This is a genomic window from Acidaminococcus sp. BV3L6 (assembly GCF_000468835.1).
GTDB lineage: Bacteria > Bacillota > Negativicutes > Acidaminococcales > Acidaminococcaceae > Acidaminococcus > Acidaminococcus intestini.
In genome coordinates this window covers 1-19964 of record NZ_AWUR01000021.1, presented here as the reverse complement: position 1 = coordinate 19964, position 19964 = coordinate 1, and the positions used below count along the sequence as shown (strand labels likewise).

Annotated in this window: 17 protein-coding genes and 2 pseudogenes; 2 read left to right on the top strand and 17 right to left on the bottom strand. The window is 36.6% G+C overall.

All coding sequences use genetic code 11. From position 1 onward, the window contains the following. Positions 1 to 128 precede the first annotated feature (128 nt). Positions 129 to 1186, top strand: a pseudogene (locus tag HMPREF1246_RS04425) (IS30 family transposase). 91 nt (positions 1187 to 1277) lie between these two features. On the opposite strand, the gene HMPREF1246_RS04420 reads toward HMPREF1246_RS04425, so the two are convergent. The 14 genes from HMPREF1246_RS04420 to rfbF form a co-directional block, all read right to left on the bottom strand. After that, complete coding sequence (locus HMPREF1246_RS04420; RefSeq protein ID WP_231368226.1) at positions 1278 to 2366, bottom strand: glycosyltransferase; 1089 nt, start codon at positions 2364 to 2366, stop codon at positions 1278 to 1280. A gap of 37 nt (positions 2367 to 2403) precedes the next feature. Then, complete coding sequence (locus HMPREF1246_RS04415) at positions 2404 to 3468, bottom strand: glycosyltransferase family 2 protein (protein ID WP_021736815.1); 1065 nt, start codon at positions 3466 to 3468, stop codon at positions 2404 to 2406. Further along, positions 3465 to 4235 (bottom strand): DUF4422 domain-containing protein, encoded by a 771-nt coding sequence (locus tag HMPREF1246_RS04410; protein ID WP_035224339.1) that lies wholly within the window; start codon positions 4233 to 4235, stop codon positions 3465 to 3467. The genes HMPREF1246_RS04415 and HMPREF1246_RS04410 overlap by 4 nt, the downstream gene beginning before the upstream one ends. A gap of 113 nt (positions 4236 to 4348) precedes the next feature. Next, positions 4349 to 4726, bottom strand: a complete 378-nt coding sequence (locus tag HMPREF1246_RS10480) for a hypothetical protein (RefSeq protein WP_155883604.1) — start codon at positions 4724 to 4726, stop codon at positions 4349 to 4351. Further along, complete coding sequence (locus tag HMPREF1246_RS04405; protein ID WP_021736805.1) at positions 4689 to 5858, bottom strand: hypothetical protein; 1170 nt, start codon at positions 5856 to 5858, stop codon at positions 4689 to 4691. The genes HMPREF1246_RS10480 and HMPREF1246_RS04405 overlap by 38 nt, the downstream gene beginning before the upstream one ends. A gap of 272 nt (positions 5859 to 6130) precedes the next feature. Then, positions 6131 to 7978: a glycosyltransferase family 39 protein gene (locus tag HMPREF1246_RS04400; protein WP_021736808.1), complete on the bottom strand. Its 1848-nt coding sequence runs from the start codon at positions 7976 to 7978 to the stop codon at positions 6131 to 6133. A gap of 126 nt (positions 7979 to 8104) precedes the next feature. Next, positions 8105 to 9037 carry a glycosyltransferase family 2 protein gene (locus HMPREF1246_RS04395; protein WP_021736823.1) on the bottom strand — a complete coding sequence of 311 codons (933 nt, stop codon included), beginning with the start codon at positions 9035 to 9037 and terminating at the stop codon, positions 8105 to 8107. A gap of 16 nt (positions 9038 to 9053) precedes the next feature. After that, complete coding sequence (locus tag HMPREF1246_RS11075) at positions 9054 to 9443, bottom strand: GtrA family protein (RefSeq protein WP_196800420.1); 390 nt, start codon at positions 9441 to 9443, stop codon at positions 9054 to 9056. After that, a complete protein-coding gene (locus HMPREF1246_RS04390) occupies positions 9400 to 10383 on the bottom strand; it encodes an NAD(P)-dependent oxidoreductase (protein ID WP_021736826.1) in 984 nt (327 codons plus the stop codon). Before HMPREF1246_RS04390 ends, HMPREF1246_RS11075 begins: the two co-directional genes overlap by 44 nt. A gap of 19 nt (positions 10384 to 10402) precedes the next feature. Beyond that, positions 10403 to 12208, bottom strand: coding sequence for a thiamine pyrophosphate-binding protein (locus HMPREF1246_RS04385; RefSeq protein WP_021736812.1), 1806 nt, complete (start codon positions 12206 to 12208; stop codon positions 10403 to 10405). Beyond that, positions 12205 to 12873 carry an HAD family hydrolase gene (locus HMPREF1246_RS04380; protein ID WP_021736801.1) on the bottom strand — a complete coding sequence of 223 codons (669 nt, stop codon included), beginning with the start codon at positions 12871 to 12873 and terminating at the stop codon, positions 12205 to 12207. Before HMPREF1246_RS04380 ends, HMPREF1246_RS04385 begins: the two co-directional genes overlap by 4 nt. Continuing rightward, positions 12863 to 14482, bottom strand: a complete 1620-nt coding sequence (locus tag HMPREF1246_RS04375; RefSeq protein WP_021736819.1) for an aldolase catalytic domain-containing protein — start codon at positions 14480 to 14482, stop codon at positions 12863 to 12865. Before HMPREF1246_RS04375 ends, HMPREF1246_RS04380 begins: the two co-directional genes overlap by 11 nt. A gap of 50 nt (positions 14483 to 14532) precedes the next feature. Then, entirely contained in the window at positions 14533 to 15603 is a 1071-nt protein-coding gene (rfbG, locus tag HMPREF1246_RS04370; protein WP_035224338.1) for a CDP-glucose 4,6-dehydratase, read from the bottom strand. Beyond that, positions 15594 to 16373, bottom strand: a complete 780-nt coding sequence (gene rfbF / locus HMPREF1246_RS04365; protein ID WP_021736825.1) for a glucose-1-phosphate cytidylyltransferase — start codon at positions 16371 to 16373, stop codon at positions 15594 to 15596. Before rfbF ends, rfbG begins: the two co-directional genes overlap by 10 nt. Before the next feature lie 177 nt (positions 16374 to 16550). Here rfbF and HMPREF1246_RS04360 point away from each other — a divergent pair. Further along, positions 16551 to 17529: pseudogene (locus HMPREF1246_RS04360) on the top strand (IS30 family transposase). A 36-nt stretch (positions 17530 to 17565) separates the two neighbouring features. On the opposite strand, the gene HMPREF1246_RS04355 reads toward HMPREF1246_RS04360, so the two are convergent. The 3 genes from HMPREF1246_RS04355 to HMPREF1246_RS10795 form a co-directional block, all read right to left on the bottom strand. After that, on the bottom strand, positions 17566 to 18609 hold the full coding sequence (locus HMPREF1246_RS04355; protein WP_021736810.1) for a beta-1,6-galactofuranosyltransferase family protein: 1044 nt from the start codon (positions 18607 to 18609) through the stop codon (positions 17566 to 17568). Between the two features lie 13 nt (positions 18610 to 18622). Next, complete coding sequence (glf, locus tag HMPREF1246_RS04350) at positions 18623 to 19717, bottom strand: UDP-galactopyranose mutase (protein ID WP_021736818.1); 1095 nt, start codon at positions 19715 to 19717, stop codon at positions 18623 to 18625. Between the two features lie 12 nt (positions 19718 to 19729). Beyond that, positions 19730 to 19964 (bottom strand): hypothetical protein (locus tag HMPREF1246_RS10795; protein WP_231368224.1); only part of this gene is annotated, 235 nt, incomplete at its 5' end.

The following is a 19964-nucleotide window of genomic DNA, read 5'->3' as shown; positions in this document are numbered from 1 at the left end:
TTCAGGCTAATTGTAAAAAGAAGTTGGACACCCCTAAAGGGTCCATTTTGGAAATATAAAAAGGCCAATAATGAAGCATCCTCTGTTAGAATATAGTTACCAGACCAAATCCCAGGAAGAATGACACTATGGGCATCGCATATTCTACCACAAATGGGCACAAAAAGGGAAAACATCTTTCGTACGAGGATCGGATGCTCATCCAAATTCGCCTGAAAGATGGGTATTCCTTAAGAGCCATTGCCAGAGAGTTTACTTTTTCTCCAATTGCCATATCCAATGAAACCAAGCGCGGATCCACACTGCTTTATAACGGCACCAAAAGACAGTATAAAGCCTCCGGGGGGCAGAAGGTGGTCTATGAAGAGAACAGAAAGGCCTCCTGCCATCATTACAGCTACCTAGATAAGAAGGCCTTCATCGATCCTGTGGAAAAGAAGTTCTTTTCCACAGGGTGGTCCCTTGATGTCTGCGTGGGCAACGCTCTCATAGCGGGAGACTTTACCCGGAATCAAGTGGTTTGCACAAAGACGCTGTACAACTATGTCGGCATGGGGCTCTTTAATATCAGGAACCACAATCTGCCCATGAAACTGCGCAGAAAAACGAAGAAACATCTGCTTCGTCTGAACAAGTGAAAACTTGGCCGGAGTATTGAAGAAAGGCCTAAAGAAGTCGAGGAACGAAAGGAATTCGGCCATTGGAAATGTGATCTTGTTATTGGCGCAAAGTCCGGCCAAGATGAGGCCCTTCTTACTCTTTTGGAGCGTAAGACCAGGGAGTTCATGATTGTTAAGCTGCCAGACAAATCCGCTAAAAGCGTTATGGCTGCCTTCGAAACGCTCTTGGATGAATACAGCGAACACTTCGGAGCGGTCTTCAAAACAATTACGGCGGACAATGGTTCAGAGTTTGCAGGCCTTTCAAACCTCGAAAAAGCTGCAGAGACCCTCTATACTATGCGCATTCCTACACCTCGTGCGATAAAGGCTCCGTAGAGTGCCTCAACGGGCTTATCCGACGTTTCATCCCTAAAGGGAAGCGGATTGACTCCTACACAGCAGAAGACGTCTTAGAAATTGAGCTGTGGCGCAACAGCCTTCCTCGCAAGATTCTCGGCTGCCATAGTTCAGAGGAAATATTTTCAGAGGAACTAGATAAAATTTATAGTCTAGGTGCGGCTTAAGCAGAGTTAGGAAAAGTGTCCAACTTGTTATTGCAATTTAGCTTAATTTTATTGTGCATAAACGCCTCATATTATAAATCAAGCTTAAATATTAGTTATGAAGATATAATTCTTCAATTTTTTTAATTGTACTATTAATATCATAACCGGCATTTTGCAAATCTGATAACCTGCTTTGTCTATCAATATTAGAAAAATTCACAACAATGTCAGCCCACTTTTTCGGTTCCTCTTCTAAAGAAATAAAATGAGCCAGATTAGTCACTCCGACTTCTTTAGTAATTGTATTAGAAAAAAAAGAAGGCAAACCCGCTGCTTGAGCTTCAATTCCAACTACTGGCAATCCTTCAAAATGAGAAGGCAAAAGGAAAACATCCATCGCTTGCATTAACTGGGGTACATCATTTCTCATCCCTAAAAAATAAACGACATTTTCAAGGCTCAAGTTTTTTACAAGTTCTCGTGCACGATTTAGGTACGTATAATCATCTACCGAATCGCCAATAAGCAACAATACTGCATTACTTTTCTTATGATATATTTCTGAAAAAATTTGAATCAGAAACTCATGGTTCTTCTGGAAGGTAAATCTTCCAATATGACCTACAACAAACGCATTATTTAAATTTAAGCTTTTACGTGTTTTGGTGCGAATTTCAGAGTCGTACGTAAGACTTGATAAGTCAATTGCATTAGGTATTACTGTAAAATGTGAATGACTACCAAACATCCACTTTCCCGCAAGTTGAGAACAAGCAAAATAATGAGTAGCGGACCACTTTAATAAAATTTGATTTAATTTAATTAAAAAGCTTCGTAATATCCCAATTGATTGTTCAAAACCTGAATTGTGCGAATGAATTACGCGCATAGGAATTCCAAAAAATCTTGCGGCAACTAACGGAAATACATATATTATGCTATTCGAATTAAGAACAATCGCTTTATAATCAGGGGAAATTTGATAGAGGAGCTTAATCCATTGCCAATAATGACGAATTGGATTAGAATGCCGAGACTTAACTTCAAAAATTCTACTTCCAGCGCTTTCTATTTCAGTACGAAAGACAATATCATATTCGCCTGTAATATTTACAAAATCATAAACGACTTTGGATTTATCCAAATGGCGAAACTGCTGCATGAGATATGTTTCTAATCCACCAATATTTTTTGTCATTCCAATTTGAAGAACCCGTATCGGGGGCATTTACGTCTCACCTCTTTATCATTGAAAAAAATCCAGGGTATTTTTGTTTAACAGTACTTATGCAAACTACTGCGGCTAAGAGAATAGGCGTTGGCAGATTTCTGAGAATGTGAATCATCATACGTGCCTTGCGAGGCAGGCCGACAAGAGCAACTTTCATAAATCTCATGTATAAATCAGAACGTTTAATCTCAAACAGGAGAGAATTCAAATTTTGTTTATCCTCCATAGCACGTTGGATCGTGCTGTAAATAAATCTGGTATACATCCAAAAGATTGAAGACAGCGTTTGTTGATCGGTCATATGCAAGGAATCATATATTGCCAAGAATTGATTAATTTTCATCATATGAAGTTCGTAATACCGTTCATTATGAGCGGTACTAAGGCTATTTCCATCGACTCGTTTTGCATATGAATAACCACAATAATTAACACAACATAAAGATCGTACGTACTGAAAATAGCGAATATTAAATTCGAAGTCTTCATTTATTTTTAACGCTGAATTCAAAAGTAAATGATGTTCTTTAATCAAGCTTACTTTATATATACTATTCCATAAATAGCCGAATGCTGGTATAAGTTCAAGGCTTACCATTTGCCTAAAAATATCGATTTTAGTTTTATATAGCCCAGATTGAATATAACAATCGCAAGTACGAATCAATTTGCCCTTACCATTAAAATATATTTCTTTGAGACCAAACTTGATACAATCACAATCATAATCTTCGGAGTAACCATGGAGTTTTTTCAAATAGTCTTGGGGAACTTCATCATCAGCATCAATAAAAATAAGGAACTGTCCGTTAACATGTGAAAGTCCTACATTCCGTGCAGCAGATGCTCCCCCATTTTGCGGGGTCCGAAAACATTTGACACGAGAATCTAATGCTGAGAATTTCTGACAAAGGTCCCAACTATTATCCTGGGACTGATCATCAATTAAAATCAGTTCAAAATCAGAAAATGATTGCCGCAAAATACACTGTACTGTATTTTCGAGAAAAGGGGCAGCATTATACACCGGAGTAATGATAGTAAAATACGGTGGTGCACAAGAATTCATTTTACGCTTCTCCCCAGTAGTTTTCGTTTTAAAAATGCTCCACCCTTTTTTAACCAGTTCTGCTTTTCCATAAAGGAAACATTCTGTTCATGATAGATAGCGTGGTTCTTTTCAAGCCATACGTCGAGCATCAGTTCACTGACAAATCCATAGATACGAGCCTCATAAGGATCCCAGCCCGTTATATCGACTCGTTTTTCAAGTTCAAAAAGAACATCAAACATCCATGCCATATAGTCGTTAAAAAGATCCCGTCTCATGACAAACATATTGAACATATGAGCCCAGGTGCGGTTCATAACTTTATTGAAAGCCGGAAGATATTCAGGATACTTTTCGATAAGAATCTGCTCCGTTATATTGAGGCCCTCAGGATGATGGGCATGGTTATAATGAGACCGATTGCTCTCGATGTAGTATTTGCGTTTATCGGGGACGATAACGGGATAGCGGGACAACAAGTTTTCCCACTCCTCTTTCGTAAGGATTTGGGATTTTTTCTTTTCAATATTGTAGACTTCTTTTCTCGTAAAATAGCGGCGATAGTGGACGAGACCAACGTAATCAGCGTCGAGATTTTTCCAGGCCCAATAAAGACCGGTCAGTTCACAGAAGTTTTTATTTTTAGAAGATATATGGTCGCCCGTATTATCTCCGGTATACCCTAACTCCGCCTTCCCCTCTGCCCCAACGTTCAACGGCAAATAAATTGAGTCTTTGGGCATCCAATATTTTTTGTGTGCAGCAATTAAAATTTTGATATCCATAAGAATAAGCCCCATTTCAAGAATCACATCTCATTAATCATACACTATTCCACTTAAAAATGTAAAATACTGCAAGCCCTAAAAAGATTTTTTAGGGCTTGCAAACGGCGTTTTTAATCCTTAGCCAAATATTTATAGAAAAAAGAATTTTTATAATGTACGGCGAGAAAATTTCGATAAGCTATTACATCTTTACCTTCAAAAGTTCCATTAACGTTTTCAGGATCTAAATATAGAACATGCGTTTTGTGAAGCGCACAGGCTCGCAAAGAACTACTAAGCTGCATTATCGGTGTCAACATACCTATACAAAGACAAATGATTAGTAAAAGATCTCTTCCCCATACTTTCTTTGCTCGCATGATAGTTAACAAATGTTTAATTACTGTCAACATAATAAAAAAATAAGGCGCTACTGAAGCATTCCACAAAAAATCTCCGCCTCTACCAATTTTAAAAAAAGGAAAAATAGCAGAGAAGAACGGCTGCAATCCAAAGCATCGCATCACTTTTCTTTGGTCGAATCAAATATAAATAAACGCCAAAACTTAAAAGATAAAATAATATTAGATTTGACACACGAACAAAGGTATAAGCATGTAAGGGAGCCATGAATATACTTTGATTACCAGATGCCACAGAAACAGCGTTCGCAGTATAATAAAAACCATAAATTGGTAGAATTGAAATTAATGCAGAGAGATTTTCAATTGATGCAACCTGTACTAATATTTCATTTCGATTCTTCGATTTGAATAATTGACAAAGAAAATACCCTAGCATCAATAAAGATAGTCCAATAAATCCAAAAGGAGAATACGGTAGTGCCAATAGGCCAATAAAAGCATAAAATCGATAATCCTTTTTAAAACGCAAAAAAAGCAGTGTACAGAGCGCCATTGGGATAAACTGATTGTATACATTGGCTATAGAATCGAAGGTAGTTCGAATGAAGTACCCAATAAAATAACCTCCATGAGCCCAGGAACTATATTGCCAGCTTGCAAATCCTGGGGCATCCTCAATCGCAAAGGGGCGGTCCTTTCCTGCTGCAGACCTTAAAATCATTCCTATGAGGTTCATTCCACTCCAAAAAAAGAATGTAATTGTACTAATAATATTTTCTTTGCATGTGTTGGCCTTGACCTCATTGCACAGCATCAAACAGACAAGCAAGAGACCGATAAATGACCAAATAAATAAGACAACCTGAGCTTGTGAATTCGTTAAGCCCAAAATTGAAGAAATTCCTGCAGCAGGAAGCCAAAATGTTAGATAATAAGTCAATGCCGTTCCATTTTCCTCGTAAATTACTGGCCAAGAATGGGATATTAAATCATAATAAATCGCGTTACGCCAGGGAATATCAACTCCGTTAGTAAAAAGAAAGCCACCATGACCCGTCATTAAGAGATATAAAAAAAGTATAAATGAAATATAAACAACATGACTAATTAATATTTTCTGTTTATTAAGCGGCATTGTTACTAATTTAGATCTGCATAACTTATAAAATGTATAAACTAATAGAAAATTTAATAAATTAAAAGGAAATCTAATCCACGAAAATAGATAGATTACTATAGGTAGATTTAGATAAGCAAAAGATAATGCAATCAACATTTTCACATACCGCCTTAGTATAGAATCGTCATAACCATTATTCAAAATATGTACCCCGCTATCTGAGCTTCCATTAAAGCTCAGATAGAATAATTAGCCCAATCCTGCATAATAGATTAAACTTCTCTTATTTCTGTTTAAAAGATCTTTCGATATCACAAGTCTGGAATATAACTACTGGAAACCAGAAAAAAATCAACATCACTGGGTTTTTATTATAATACGTTACTGAGCGATCACGGAGCAACATTATTTAACATAATCGTAAGTTATTACTCTAACGCATAAATCTTTAGTAAATAGCCGTTTGCTAAGTATTGATAACCATACAGTGTATAATTTCTTGCTTCAACAAACCCCTGTAAATAACGTTGAAGCCTCCTAGTCTGATAACGGCCAAATCTTTTCTCGTGAGCATCCAATACAAATTCAGGCAGATCACAATACACTATAATCTTAGGATTATTCACTCTTAACCAATTAGTAGTATCATCAATATCCTTGTCAGAAGATACATCGAACCATTGCACAATAGAATAATGTTTAGAATGACTATTCAAAACTGTATAAAATATAGGACAATGTGGTCCAACAAATACATAATCATCATCGGAAATATTAAATTTTTTCGCCACGAAATAAATTTTATCAAACGCATCCTTAGTATCTTGGTCAACCATAATCCCTCTAAAATGAGGATCATTTACTTCGTATTGCTGATTCCAAATATTACCAACTTGTAACCCCCACCAGTTATAAAGACTATCGTATTTTTTGGATATACCCATAGTTACAAGAAGTAAAGAGATTAGTGAAATTGCAAAAAGATGAAATAACTGAGTATTAAAATAACCAAGATGACAGTATAATGAACCTAATAAAAACCCCATTGGGATCATAATTTGATTTGTAGCTAACCCGCCTGACATACCACAAGCCCATCCTACAACAAATGCGGTTCCAGTTAGGTATGGCTTTAAATAAGTTTTATTATCCTTAAGAACATCCGTAGCCAATCTTAGCTTATGTGAGATTATCCTTAAAAAAGAGACCCAAAAGAAGATTAAAGAAAAGAAAAAGCTGCAAGACATAATTAAATTGTCATTAAAAAGTGAAATGAATGTAGAAATTCTGTGACCTTTAGCAAACAAAAAGTGAAAAATTCCTATAAAACAAATTGAAAAAAGGGCCAAAAAAGGGATAGAATATAAGTAGTTATACGATATCGTTTTATTACACTTTAACATATATGTGTTAGTAATAGCTACAAAAAAAATTGCGACTATAAAACCACTTAACAAAGGTAACTTACTTGAAAGTATCCACTCAAATAAAATCTTTGTGATACCGCCTTTAGCCGCTACCGCGGACTTAAAACAAGATAAGAGGAAATTATCCCACAAGTCATATGAATATAAGTAATAGAAGGCTAGTACGAGTGGTATCATACATCCAAATATCCATGAAAATAATCTGTTTAAAGACTTACTTTCATTAGAAAAGATGCCCAAAAAAAGAAAGAAAACAAGATTATAAAATACAAAAATAATACCTACGTTCTGTTTCATCAATACTACAAGCCCAGCAAAAATGCCGGAAAGGAAAAAGAATCTAGTCTTATCGAGCTTTAACGATTCCATAAAATAGTAAATACTTGTAAATAAAAAGACATTCATGAAATACACATAATCATAAAAAATAATGTCTATAGCTCCAGAGTGTCCATAAATCAGTGATATAATGCTGATTAAAAAAGAAATATGCTTTGAAAACAGAAAACGAAAAATTTTAAACAGAGTCAGGGCCTCTAAAGTGCAAACAATAACACCTAAATATCGTAAAACAATAAGATTGTAGCCGAATAATTTAGTAACTAAAGCGATTATATGAGCATATAGGGGCGGAAATAAAAGAGAAAAATCTTTATATGGTAAATCTCCATGATTTATTCTCCAGGCATATTCGGTATACCAACCCTCAGAAATTGGAAAACCTTTTGTAGAAAAATACACTACATACATAAATGTTAAAAGGCAGGTTGCAGCAAGAAAAAACAGATTAGAATTTGAAATAACCCTACAATGCCTAGCCAACTTTGCATTAAATTTTTCTGCAATCATGTCAAACCCCCTCAACTAAAAAATAACATAACAAGAAAATGGTAGAATAATAGACTAAATAAACATACGAAATATCTACTAAGCCTTTAGTAACAACTTAAAAAACCGAGGAAGGCGACATTAGTTTTAAAAATTTAAACGTTTTTCCTCAATAACCAGAGGCCTATGCATAACTCTAGTATTAATGCTCATTACATATTCACCTAATAGGCCCAAAAAGATAAGCTGCACTCCTCCAAGGAAAAACATACCAATTAGCAGAGGCGCCGTACCCATAGGAAAGCGATCCCACCAAATCAATTTTGCGACAAAATATAAAACAGCAAAAAGGATATCTAATAAAGCGATTATGAAGCCAAGAAAAGACGCCATTCTTAAGCCGACCTTGGTATAAGAGGTAAAACTTAGCATAGCAGCATCATAGAGAGTATACCAGTTATTATGCGTCTTTCCGGCTCTTCGCTTCGCTTGGGTATATGGTATATCTTTACGAAGAGCTCCCAATTCAGCTACAATCCCTCTTAAAAAAGGAGTTGGGTCATCCAGAGATTTTAAAACATCAACAAAGCTCTTATCATAAAGTCCAGTGCCAGTGAAGTGTTCTATTTGTTCTACCGAAGACATTTTCTTTATTGTTTTGTAATAACACGTGCGAAGGAATCGCATGACTTTATTTTCTACACTTTGCGTTTTAATAGCGCTTACAATCTTATATCCTTTTTCCCATTCAGCAACAAAACGATGAATTAAACTGACCGGATCCTGAAAATCGCAGCACATACTAATTGTGCAGTCTCCTGTAGTCTGACACATCCCATAATAGGGAGAGTTAAATTGGCCAAAATTTTTAGCGTTAAAAATTGCTTTTATTTTTTTATTTCTCCCACAGAGTTTCTCAAGTTTTTCTCTGGTACCATCAGTCGAAGAATTATCAATAAAAACGATTTCATAATCATATGATGGCAAATAATTGGCAAATTCATCTATTATAGCCTCACTAATTGGAATAACATTATCACTTTCATTAAAACAAGGAATTAAAACACTGATTTTCTTCATAAAATATAATTCTCCCCTATTTAAATGTCCAAAACTTATTCAACAGGAAATTAAGCGGTACTGTAATTAATAAAATTAAAAGTGGTGCTATACGATCAGAGATATGTAACCATTCAACCATGATAAATAATAGAAAACTACCAATTAAAAAGGAAAAACCATAAGATATATAAGTTCTTAACAAGGCGTTTAACCACGTCTGTTCATTTTTAAAAACGTACCGATTATTCCAGAAAAAGGCATTAAATACACTTATCATCCAGGAAAATACATTAGAAACTAAATAATGAAATTCTAAAAATAAAAATAGATAGTAAGTTCCCAAACCTATAAATGTATTTGAAACACCTACAATGGCAAATTTAATAAATTGAAGTAAACTGCCTTTGATTTTTTTTATTTTCACAATTCATACCCTTCATAGCCTTATACCATTCTATCGTTTTCTTTATACCCGTTTGAAAATTAGTCGTAGGACTCCAATTTAAATCTTCTTTTAATGAAGTGATATCTGCTTCCAAATGCATGGCTTGATCAGGAAGATACGGAATTTCACCAATCCCCAATTCTGCAGAAGAATTTATTGCATCCCTTATAGCATACATGAACTCTTTTAAAGGATGTGGCTCGCCACTACCCAACACATAAACAGCGCCATCCTTTCCTTTTGTAGCCATCCTAAAAAAGGCTTCCGCTGCATCTTCTGCGAAAAGATAATCCCAAATTTGTTCGCCTTTTGTTAAGGAAGGGCGTTCATTATTTAATAGCTTGTCTATCACAACACTAATTAATGTTTTCTTTGCATCATGCGGACCATACGTACTGACAACACGAGGCCAAATTTGTTTGATGCCAAATTCATGACAGAGGAAACGCGTCATTTGGCCAGCACAAAGTTTAGCCATACCATAACCACTAATAGGATTTACCGGAGTATCAGGGCGTAAGACTCCATTAACTCTTCCAAATTCTGCTTGGCTTCCAGCTCCTATAAACACTTTCACTCCAAGCGCACTAGATGCTTTTACAGCATCCAGTGCGTATTTAATATTATCGAGCTGAAGATACATATTTAAGCGGTTACTATTGACCTGTGTTCCTAGCCAAGCAAAATGATAAAAAACGTCTATTTTCTCATGAATCAGTTCAGGCAATTCGTTTATATTTTCTAGATTGCAATCAATTTTATGCAGCAAAGGATTATTTAAAATTTGCTTATTTCTTTGCGATCCAACATGGCACACGACATATACATTGATACCATTTTCTACAAGTTTATTAAGCAGCGCAGAGCCTAAAACACCTGTGGCTCCTGTAAGAACAGCAGTTTTAAATTTAAAATCCATTTGAAAAAAAGACTCCTCTTTATTCCTTGTCAAAGTGAATTTTGTCATATTCTTCACGATTTAAAAATGGTGCCATATCATCCAATGTAGGAGAAACTATACGACCATCAGGAAGCACTTTAGAAGAAGATTTTGGTATAAAATTCTGATTCGGATCTACCATTACTTCACAAATACATGGTCCATGGTGATTTAGTACTTTATCAATAATTTCTTTCGAGTGCGGTTCATCAGGAATATTGAAATATTCTACTCCAAAAGCTTCAGCAACCTTTGCAAAATCCGGGAAGCAAATTCCGCTTTGTGAATCGATCCCAATGAAAGGAGGTTTAAACAAATTTCTCTGAGTTTGGCGCATCGACAAATATCCATTATTATTAATAATAAAAACTTTAATATCCAGTTTATTATAGGCTACAGTGGCCAACTCTTGTAAATTCATCATAAAGCTACCATCACCATCTAAGCAAACGGTTCGCCGCGAATTGTCAGATACAGCTACTCCGACAGCTGCAGGAAACCCATATCCCATTGCAGCACAACCTGAATTCGTAAACATCCGTTGCCCTTGCTTTATTTTGCAAGCTTGAAATGTAATTACGCAAGCGCTCCCATTCCCGCAAATAATTCTATCTTCACTTGTTAATTCGCCAAATAACTTATCAATAAATACGTATGGATTGATAGGACTGTTATCAGTATGATGATATTCTGGTAAAGTAGCAGGATATTTATTGACAAGTTCCTTACACCACTTAACCCATTTTTTATGAGAATCTTCCGGCATGTATTCAATTTTCAACATTTCGCCAATCAAATCTTTAACATCCGCGTTGACTGGCATATCAATTTTTAAAGTAGGTTTCGCCAATTCTCGTTTATCGATATCAACAATAATTTTATAAGCATTTTTGGCAAAATCAAAATGATTATATCCTATCATCCTGATATTTAATCGACATCCCAAGCTTAATAAAACATCACAATTTTGAACAGCAAAGTTACCCGAGCGAGTTCCTACTGTTCCTGGCATACCAGCAAAATAAGGATTATCAAAAGCAACAAGGTCATTGGCATTCCACGCTGTAACTACCGGGATTTGCAATTTATTAATTAAATCCAAGAGATCATTTTCTGCTTTTCCTAGGTGAATACCAGTGCCAACCAGAATCAACGGAGCTTTTGCATCCTTAATTTTTGAAAGGATTTCTGCTGCTATACCGCCCAAATCTGAGTTTACTTTCCATGGTTTCTCCGCACTAGGATCAAAGTGAATCAAATCATCTGTTTCTACCGAAGCGCCTTGTATATCCAAAGGAATATCGAGCCAAACAGGGCCGCCTCTCCCATCTTTAGCTAAAAATAATGCCTTTTCCAGATGATAAGCAATTTCTTGCGCATTAGTTACCATTACAGCATATTTAGTCATATTTTGCACAGAATGGATAATATCGAATTCCTGATCTCCTAATTGTCTGAGATTTAATTCAGGACAAGACCAAATAGTAGTTTCTCTTTTAACTTGCCCAGAAAGTACAAACATCGGAATAGAGTCTTGCCAGGCACCCATTACACCAGTAATAGCGTTAGTACCACCAGGCCCACTTGTCACACAAACTGCAGCAATTGTTCCTGTGATTCTATTATAAGCTTCTGCAGAAAATGAACATGCCTGCTCATTATGATTAAAGATGCAGTGCATTTTTTCTTCGTGCCCTAATGCATCATCTAAGTGCATTGCTCCGCCACCTGTAATCATAAAACAGTCTGTAATATCATGATTGACCAAAAACTTAGCAATATATTTTGCAACTTTAATTTTCATTTTTCTTCTCCTCTCAGCAAAGGTATGATTTTTTCAACAGAATCAATAATTCCCACCGTATGAGGATAATTGATACTATCATACTCTTTAAAGCCAAACCCATACAAAACACCGATAAAGTCAATTTTCAAATTTTGGGCACCAGTCAAATCATTCACTGTATCCCCAACCATTACAATTTTTCTCAATTCTGAGACGCCACTTTTTGATATTGCTTTCTGAATGATATCACTTTTGTTTAGTTTCCCTTCAAAATCCGCACCACAGACAATATTCATGAATTTATTCAAACCAAAGTGATCAATGATTGAATTAGCATAATCCTGACGTTTATAAGTAGCAACTACTTGCTTTACCCCCATCTGTGTTATTTTATTTAAAGTGGTGTCCAAATGAGGATATTTTTTAGCTTTAAATAAATCTTTAAATTTATAGTAATTTCTAAAATCATCAGCCATTGCCATCGCCTCTTCTCTTTTTACTTTAAACACACGTTGAAAAGAGTCTTGTATGGGTGGTCCGATAAAAGTCTTCATTACATCTTCCGAAGGAATATCTAATGAATGTTTCCTAATTGAATAAATTGCGGAGGAAATTATTCCTTCCGAAGTATCTAGAAGAGTGCCATCCACATCCCAGATTAGTAATTCGTATTTACTTTTCATCTTTCTTTTCTTTCTTATTATAGTGGGATCGAGTAATAAATTGAGCGTCTATTTTTTTTCTATTTTTTTCTAGGAATTCTCTGACGTACGTATTTAAGTAATCTGCTTTTTCTTTTACATAACTATATTCTCTACTAATCTCGAAATAATTATCTCGACGTTTAGAATATCCATCAAAACCAGCTAAAAAGACTTTTTTTACTTTAAAATTAATCATAGCTTTAAGCAGCATTACTAAAGAGTTATCAGCTATCTCCGTGTCTTTATCGATGAGATTTTCATAATTCAAGACATAAGTGAAAGCACCATTTGTTTTGTAAACATTTGATGTAGCTATAATAGCCACATCTTTATTTACACTTTCATCCAGAGTATTCATCAGTTCTGTATATCTCTTTGAATTTGTTAAAAAAATGGCCTGAACCAAAGTATCCTTTGGAACATAATTTACGGATATCACTAAAGGTTCATTTTCATCAATATATCTGTCGACGCGTTTTTTTTGTCTCTTAATACTATTTCCAGGGCCAAGCAGAAGAATATTCTTACCTTTCAATATCTTAGTCAACTTTTTGACTGAATCTCTGTCATCACACCGGATGCTCTGATACTCCAAATACATTTGCTCTGCATAATCTTTGTCATAAAGCAATTTCTTTTCATTTTTAAGGGATTCAAGAAGCTCCATAATCTGCTTAACTGAAAGAGTCTTTTTATCCAAATAATATGAAACATAATTCGGATGACATTTTGTTTCAGCAGAAATATAGAATTTCATATTATATCCCCAGTATTGCTTATGATATATATCCATAATTACATTATCAATTGCTTCCAAAACTTGGTTAATGTCGTAATGTTTGCTATATTTTTGATTCATATACATCATAAGTAATTCTAATGCTGCGTTTCCAGCACTTTTACCCATTGCGTAGAGGGTCCCATCAACAAGAAGATTTCTCTTGCTATCATAGTTTAAAAATGCCATGGCATTAGCAAAGGCAAGTTGAAAATTATTATGAGCATGAAAGCCAATTTTAACCTTTGGTTCTATATATTTATCTAAGATACTATAAATATGATAAATTTGATCAGCTTCTGTGAGTCCGTAAGTGTCTACCATAGATGTGGCATACGGCATAACAGAATTAACAAGCTTAGAATATTCCTTTAATTTCTCATCAGTATACGTGGTTACTGATACCATTTGAGCAAAAACGATATAGCCGAGATCCTTTAATTGTTTACAAAACGCAAGTGCATCGTACATAAGATGTTCTTTGAAAATGACTCGGATTCCATCGATAAAAGTATCTTTACAAGGCTGAATATGATCAATACTACAGGTCCCATAGTCAATCATGGCTAAGACAGTTGAATTCCCCTTATTCAGTCCTCCAAAAATTTTATTAATAGCCTGCGTATTAGGCATAATAGTCCGGTTAATATCAAATTTGCGCCGATCATCAAGAAAACCAACTTCAATATATTCAACACCTGAACTAACTAACCGCTTAAAGATTTCAACAATCTTATCATGGCCAAATTCCCAATCATTGACATAACCGCCATCCCTTAATGTACAATCCAACAATTCTCTTTTTGCCATGAGTTAAAACCTCTTTTCTTAATATAATACTAAACTTAAATTAGAGCGTATCATTTAGTACTTAAGAATGAAAGAATTTGATTTTTCATGCATCTATCTATATTATTACTATTTTTCTTATATTCCTTGGCCCATTCCACAGTTTTAGCTATGGCAGTTTCAATATGCCATTTAGGGGTCCACGCAAAAGTCTTTTTAAGCTTTGAACTGTCTAATTTAAGAAACCCAGCTTCGTGAGGAGCACCTGATACAGCCTCACTTATCCATGAAAGTCCATCTCCCCAACTATTACAGAACAATGTAACAAGATCACCTGTTGTCACACAGTCACAATCGTCAGGGCCCACATTATAGGCTCCTGCAAATTTAATATTTTTATACTGAGCCTCACAAATCATCAAATAGGCATAAAGAGGTTCTAACACATGCTGATACGGCCTTGTAGAATATGGATTTCTCACTTCAATAGGTTTCCCTGCATAGGCAGCCCTGATACAATCAGGAATGATTCTATTTTCTGCAAAATCACCTCCACCAATTACATTACCAGCCCGGGCCGTTGAAATCGCTGTACCTTGGCTTGAGAAAAAGCTTTTTTGATAGCTATGAGTAACAAGTTCAGAACAACTTTTACTGTTTGAATAAGGATCATAACCGTCAAGGGGATCTATTTCACGATATCCCCACGCCCATTCATTGTTTTGATACACCTTATCCGTCGTTACGTTTAAAAATGACTTAACATACCCAGCCTGCCTTACGCATTCAAGGATATTCACTGTTCCCATTACATTGGTCGAATACGTCACAACCGGATTCCGATAACTCTCCAACACAATCGGCTGTGCGGCGAGATGCATTACAATTTCCGGGTGAGCCTCTTCAAAAACTTTAGAAAGCTTATCTAAATCCCGGATATCACCTATTACGGAATTCATACCCGCTTCTGCGCCTGAAAGACGGAAAACCTTTCCGCCTTCCTCCGTTGGCGATTCCAATGCATAGCCCGTAACTTCAGCGCCAGCCATTTCTAAAATTTTACAAAGCCACGTTCCTTTAAAACCGGTATGTCCGGTTATGAAAACCCTTTTATTTTTAAAGAACTCTAAATCTATTCCCATAATTTCCACGGCGCCTTTCCTTCAGCCCACATTTTCTCAAGCTGCATCTTGTCCCGCTGTGTATCCATACATTGCCAAAAACCATCATGATGAAAGGCCATTAATTGACCTTCTTCGGCCACTTTTTCCAACGGATATTGTTCAAAGACAGTGTCATCGCCTTCAATAAAGTCAAAAATCTTAGGTTCTAATACCATGAAACCACCATTAATAACGGCACCATCTTTTTCTTTCTTTTCCCGGAAGGAGGTTATCACATTTTCCTGATTAACACCAAGCACGCCAAAACGTTGGCCCACATTGACTGCAGTTAAAGTTGCAATTTTACCATTTTTCTTATGAAAATCAACTAATTTTCTTACATCTACATTACAGACTCCATCACCATAGGTCAGCATGAAAGTTTCATCATCAATGTAATCTTTAATTCGCTTAATCCGTCCTCCTGTCATCGTATTATAACCGGTATCTACAACAGTAACCTTCCATGGTTCCGATGAACTATTATGGACGATTACATCTTTCTTTCCCCGTGTAAAATCAAAGGTAATATCCGATGTATGAAGGAAATAATCAGCAAAATATTCTTTAATTACATGCTGTTTATAGCCTGCACAAATTACAAATTCATTGAACCCGTAGTGAGAATAAATCTTCATAATGTGCCAAAGAATTGGCTGCCCACCAATTTCAATCATGGGCTTCGGTTTAAACTGACTTTCTTCACTGATTCTTGTACCAAATCCACCTGCTAAAATTACGACCTTCATTTAATTTCCTCCATATAGCTCTAGTTTTTCTAACCTTATTTTAATAAAAATTTGGCTAATTGTAAAATGAAGTTGGGCACCCCTAAAGGGTCCATTTTGGGAATATAAAAAGGCCCATAATGAAGCATCCTCTGTTAGAATATAGCTACCAGACCAAATCCTAGGAGGAATGATACTATGGGCATCACATGTTCTACCACAAATGGGCACAAAAAGGGAAAACATCTTTCGTACGAGGATCGGATGCTCATCCAAATTCGCTTGAAAGATGGGTATTCCTTAAGAGTCATTGCCAGAGAGCTTACCTGTTCTCCAACTACTATATCCAATGAAATCAAGCGCGGATCCACACTGCTTTATAACGGCACCAAAAGACGGTATAAAGCCTCCAGGGGGCAGAAGGTCTACGAAGAGAACAGAAAGGCCTCCTGCCATCATTACAGCTACCTTGATAAGAAGGCTTTCATCGAGCTTGTTGAAAAGAAGTTCTGTTCCACAGGGCGGTCCCTTGATGTCTGCGTGGGCAATGCTCTTGTATCAGGAACCACAATCTGCCCATGAAACTGCGCAGAAAAACGAAGAAACATCTGCTTCGTCTGAACAAGCGAAAACTTGACCGGAGTATTGAAGCAAGGCCTAAAGAAGTCGAGGAACGAAAGGAATTCGGCCATTGGGAATGTGATCTAGTTATTGGCGCAAAGTCCGGCCAAAATGAGGCCCTTCTTACTCTTTTGGAGCGTAAGACCAGGGAGTTCATGATTGTTAAGCTGCCCGACAAATCCGCTAAAAGCGTTATGGCTGCCTTCGAAACACTCTTGGATGAATACGGCGAACACTTCGGAGAAATCTTCAAAATAATTACGACGGACAATGGTTCAGAGTTTGCAGGCCTTTCAAACTTCGAAAAAGCTGCAGAGACCCTCTATACTATGCGCATCCCTACGCCTCGTGCGATAAAGGCTCCGTAGAGTGCCACAACGGGCTTATCCGACGTTTCATCCCTAAAGGGAAGCGGATTGACTCCTACACAGCAGAAGACATCTTAGAAATTGAGCTGTGGTGCAACAGCCTTCCTCGAAAGATTCTCGGCTGCCATAGTCGAGAAGAGATATTTTCAGAAGAACTAGATAAAATCTATAGTCTGGGTGTAGTTTAAGCAGAGCTAGAAAAGTGTCCAACTTGTTATTGCAATTTAGCTTAATAAAATTTTTTCCAATTTATTTAAAGCTTGATTCGTAAAATAACCATTTATCAATTTCTGCTGAATATTCCTCACGTTTGAAAGCATCTTTAAATAATCCCCATTCGATAATTGATTGATAAAAGGTCGAACTTGATGCAAACTTTCGACAACAATACCAACATTTTCATTTTGTACAAACTCTGCCATAGCTGATTGGCTCCAAACAATTACTGGGAGTCCAGAGGCCAGATATAATGATAGTTTATGAGGATTATTGAATTTTAAATAATGTCCTAACGGACCATCACAAGTATCTAAAGAGGACCCATCCCACACTAAGCCAAAATTTCCTTCCAAATGGTAAGGCAAATCATCAGCATCAAAACTGCCATGATAAAAGATACTTTTATCATAAATAAGCTTATCAGGACAATTAATACCATAAAGGTCAAATTGCAAATGTAAGGATGAAGTAGGAATTTTTGTGAGAAATTTACTTTTCCCTAGATTACCAGCAAATACAATTCTATTTCCTAATTTTCTATCGAACTTAGGTATTTCTTTATTTATAATATAATCAAATAGTCCTAATTCTACAACGGGGACAATAAGCCCATGATGGCGCAGCTCTTCTGTCATTTTATGGTTGTGCAGAATAATGGCTTTTGTACTATTCATCAATGATATTTCTCTTCGAATTGCATGTTCATCCCCATAACGCAACGTTTCAATATCATGAACAAACAAAACAGATTTATGATGCCATATAAAGTTCTCAATAAGCCAATTATATATTCTGTTATAGTAAGATGGGTATTGAATAATAATCGGAGCATGTGGAAAACTGGAAAGTAACTTATGGATCGTAGACAAAGAATCAAGCGATAACAGAAAGATTGCTTTATCAAAATATCCAGTAAAAGCTTGTTGTTTTATTTCAAAAACCTGCTTGTATCTCCCATCGAATATACTTTCTACATCGGAACGTGCCTTGCTGCCCGCGTGTCTTTGCTTAATTAAATTTTCACCTATATAAAATATATCATCTGTCATTAGTATATCCCTTTCACAAAATCAACTCGGCCATAACAAGAGCGTTCTTGATTACGTCATCCATATCATAATACTTATATTCCGCAAGGCGGCCACCGAAAATGACGTTTTGTTCATTTTCAGCGAGGTTGGCGTATTTTGCATAAAGGGCTTGATTCTTTTCGTTATTCACCGGATAATACGCTTCCTGGCCCGGCTGCCAATCTGTGGGATATTCTTTCGTCACATAGGTTACGGGCTGGGTACCAAATTCGAAGTGTTTATGTTCGATGATTCGAGTCCAGGGCGTTTCGTGGTCCGTATAGTTCATGACGGCTACACCCTGATGATTTTCTTCTTCGAGGCGCTCCGTTTCAAAACGCAGGCCGCGGTATTCCAAGGGGCCCAATTTGTAACCAAAGTATTCGTCAATGGGGCCGGTATAGACAATCTTTTTCGCGATATCTTTGTATTCGTCGCGGTGCTTCAGATAATCCACACCGATACGGACTTCGATACCAGCAAGAAGGCCTTTGATAAGCTTATTGTAGCCACCCACGGGAATGCCCTGATAGCGGTCGTTGAAATAGTTATTATCAAAGGTGTAACGAACGGGGAGACGTTTAATGATGAATGCTGGCAGCTCCGTGCAGCTCCGTCCCCACTGTTTTTCCGTATAACCTTTGATGAGCTTCGTATAAATGTCCGTCCCGATAAGGGAAATGGCTTGTTCTTCGAGATTTTTGGGTTCCGTGATGCCTGCTTCGGCGCGCTGCTGGGCAATCTTTTCGGCCGCTTCCTTAGGTGTTACAACGCCCCACATTTTCGTAAAGGTATTCATGTTAAAGGGTAAATTGTAGAGCTCGCCTTTATAGTTTGCAACGGGAGAATTGACGTAGTTATTAAATTCAACAAACTGATTCACGTAGTCCCAGACTTTTTTGTTCGACGTGTGAAAAATATGGGCGCCATAGGTATGGATGTTAATGCCATCCTTGTTCTCACAGTAAATATTACCGCCAACATGGGGACGGCGTTCGAGGACAAGGCAGGATTTTTCTTTTTTATGCATTTCATGAGCAAAGACGCTGCCAAAAAGGCCGGAACCAACAATCAGATAGTCGTACATAAATTAATCCTCCTACTGAGCAGAATTACTTAATGAGCAAGATTGAATATATAAAAGACCTAACACCACTCCCATTGGCCCTCCATTAAATGAATTACTGAAACCCGCAGCAAGAAGTGTAATTAAACAACCGACTAGCATGAAGCACTTTGGATTACGAATCCAAGTTTTGTCCTTGATCAATCGTCTGAACATATAAACAAAGGGCAGAAGAAATAAAAGAAGTCCGGGTATTCCTGAGGAAGCA

Coding starts and splice junctions, on each gene's coding strand:
- HMPREF1246_RS04395 (WP_021736823.1), bottom strand. CDS start 9,037: ATGAAGAAAATCAGTGTTTTAATTCCTTGTTTTAATGAAAGTGATAAT.
- rfbG (WP_035224338.1), bottom strand. CDS start 15,603: ATGGGAATAGATTTAGAGTTCTTTAAAAATAAAAGGGTTTTCATAACC.
- HMPREF1246_RS04375 (WP_021736819.1), bottom strand. CDS start 14,482: ATGGCAAAAAGAGAATTGTTGGATTGTACATTAAGGGATGGCGGTTAT.
- HMPREF1246_RS04380 (WP_021736801.1), bottom strand. CDS start 12,873: ATGAAAAGTAAATACGAATTACTAATCTGGGATGTGGATGGCACTCTT.
- HMPREF1246_RS04390 (WP_021736826.1), bottom strand. CDS start 10,383: ATGGATTTTAAATTTAAAACTGCTGTTCTTACAGGAGCCACAGGTGTT.
- glf (WP_021736818.1), bottom strand. CDS start 19,717: ATGTACGACTATCTGATTGTTGGTTCCGGCCTTTTTGGCAGCGTCTTT.
- HMPREF1246_RS04410 (WP_035224339.1), bottom strand. CDS start 4,235: ATGGATATCAAAATTTTAATTGCTGCACACAAAAAATATTGGATGCCC.
- HMPREF1246_RS04385 (WP_021736812.1), bottom strand. CDS start 12,208: ATGAAAATTAAAGTTGCAAAATATATTGCTAAGTTTTTGGTCAATCAT.
- rfbF (WP_021736825.1), bottom strand. CDS start 16,373: ATGAAGGTCGTAATTTTAGCAGGTGGATTTGGTACAAGAATCAGTGAA.
- HMPREF1246_RS04355 (WP_021736810.1), bottom strand. CDS start 18,609: ATGACAGATGATATATTTTATATAGGTGAAAATTTAATTAAGCAAAGA.
- HMPREF1246_RS04420 (WP_231368226.1), bottom strand. CDS start 2,366: ATGACAAAAAATATTGGTGGATTAGAAACATATCTCATGCAGCAGTTT.
- HMPREF1246_RS04415 (WP_021736815.1), bottom strand. CDS start 3,468: ATGAATTCTTGTGCACCACCGTATTTTACTATCATTACTCCGGTGTAT.
- HMPREF1246_RS04405 (WP_021736805.1), bottom strand. CDS start 5,858: ATGTTGATTGCATTATCTTTTGCTTATCTAAATCTACCTATAGTAATC.
- HMPREF1246_RS04400 (WP_021736808.1), bottom strand. CDS start 7,978: ATGATTGCAGAAAAATTTAATGCAAAGTTGGCTAGGCATTGTAGGGTT.